General features: G+C 65.4%; 1 protein-coding gene. It reads right to left on the reverse strand.

The window, feature by feature from the left end; translation table 11 throughout:
* Nucleotides 1–699: 699 nt before the first annotated feature.
* The coding region (locus tag JMF82_RS21800; RefSeq protein ID WP_201316619.1) for a prolyl oligopeptidase family serine peptidase at nt 700–2,137 on the reverse strand (1,438 nt) is incomplete at its 5' end.

The following is a 2,137-nucleotide window of genomic DNA, read 5'->3' on the forward strand; positions in this document are numbered from 1 at the left end:
CGCTGAGCCGTGATGAAGCCCATGGGGTGCCCCACCCTTTCTCCCTCTCCCCTTTGGGGAGAGGGCTGGGGTGAGGGGTGGGTGCTCGCCAAAAACCTCTCCTACCTCTGTAGGAGCGCACCCAGTGCGCGACCGCCACATTGCAACGCACCTTGGCCTTGCGTCGTCGCGACCATCGCGGATCGAGGCAACCCTGTCAGTCCACGGTCGCGCACAGGGTGCGCTCCCACAACGAACCGCAGCCACTGGCATCGCGACGCGATGTGCCGCTCCGCGGCACGAGCCTTCAACAACCCCCTGTGGGGCGGTGAGGGGTGGTCGATCAGGCCCCGCAGGGGTGCCCGACAGGACGTCGGGCACTTTTCGTCCGGGCAGGAGCCCGGTCGAAAAGCCCGGCCGCCCCTCACGCACTGGCTGGGCGAAGCCCAGGCAGCGCCACGCGGGGTGCTCTTTCTTTTGGTTACTTTTCTTTGAGCAAGCAAAGAAAAGTGACCCGGGCCGCGGCAGCGGCTCGGAAGCCCGCCGCAGGCGAGCAAGGTCATGGAAGACCGCAACTAAGACATCGCCAACTGCATGCCTGAAGAACGAATGCTGCAGACCGGCGCGAAAGGCGGTCGCGCACTGAGTGCGCTCCTACAAAAAGGGTGGGCGGGGGCGTGGCCCCGCCCACCCAAGTGAAGGGAAAAACCAGGCCAGCGATTACTGCTTCGCCGGCTTCACGTACGTATTGAACAACTCGTCGATACGACGGTACTCGTCATGCCACGAATCCGGATGCACGAAGCCGTGGCGTTCCATCGGGTACAGCGAGATCCAGAAGTTGTTCTTGTGCAGCTCGATGAAGCGCTGGTACAGGCGCACCGTGTCGCTGGCGAGCACGTTGTCGTCGATCAGGCCGTGCTGCATCAGCAGCGGATCCTGCAGCTTGTCGGCGTACTGGATCGGCGAGCTGGTCGCGAAGGCTTCGGGATCGAGCTGGGGATCGTTGAGGATGTTGGAGGTGTATTCGTGGTTGTAGCTGGTCCAGTCGGTGACCGGACGCAGCGCGGAGCCGGCCGCGAATTCACCCGGCGCGCGCAGCAACGCGATCAGCGTCATGAAGCCGCCGTAGCTACCGCCGTAGATGCCCACGCGCTTCGGGTCGACGCCGCGGTTCTTCACCAGCCAGGCCTTGCCGTCCAGCAGGTCTTCCAGTTCCGGATGGCCCATCTGGCGATAGATCGCGGTGCGCCAGTCGCGGCCGTAGCCTTCGGAGGCGCGGTAGTCCATGTCCAGCACCACGTAGCCCTGCTGCACCAGCAGGTTGTGGAACATCTGCTCGCGGAAGTAGTTGGAATAGGACAGCGTGACGTTCTGCAGGTAGCCCGCGCCGTGCACGAAGATCACCGCCGGGCGCGATGCCGCCGCGCCCGCGTCGCCGGGGCCGTAGTACTTCGCCCAGATGGTGCCCGCGCCGTGCGTGGACGCCACCGGAACGATCTGCGGCTGCAGCCACTGATGCGCGGTGAACTCCGGCTTCATGGTGTTGGTGAGTTCGCGTGGCGTGCCGCCGGCCGCATCCTGCACGGCCAGCTGCGCCAGCACGTAGGGCGAGGAATGCAGCACGGCGAGCTGGCGTCCGTCGGGTGACAGCGCGAAGTCATCCATGCCCTGGTACTGCGTGACGCGACTGAGCTCGCCACCCGCGCTGGGCACGCGATACACGTCATAGCTGTACGGCGCCACCTGGTTGGCGCGCAGGTAGAACCACTGGCCGTCCTCGCTCAGCACCGGATGGCTCACCTCGAACTTGCCGCTGGTGAGCGCCTTCGCCTTGCCGGCGAGCGACTTGGCGTAGAGCTGCGAGTAGCCGGTTTCTTCGCTGAGATACCACAGCGTGCGGCCGTCCCTGAGCCAGCCGAAATCGTTGAAGTTCCAGTTGATCCAGGCCTTGTCGGTGAGCCGGTGCTGCGGCACCAGCGCGTGCTTGTCGAAGTCGACGCTGGCGAGCCAGCGGTCCTTGTTGTCGATGGCGCGCAACTGGATGGCGACGTTCTGGCCGTCGTCGCTCCAGGCGATGCCGCCACCACCGCCATCCTCGGCGTTGGAGACGATGCGCACGGCGCGGATGTCCGGCGCCTTCAGTGCCTTGGCTTCG

Origin of the sequence: Dyella sp. EPa41 (genome assembly GCF_016586165.1) — a bacterium.
Lineage (GTDB): Bacteria > Pseudomonadota > Gammaproteobacteria > Xanthomonadales > Rhodanobacteraceae > Dyella.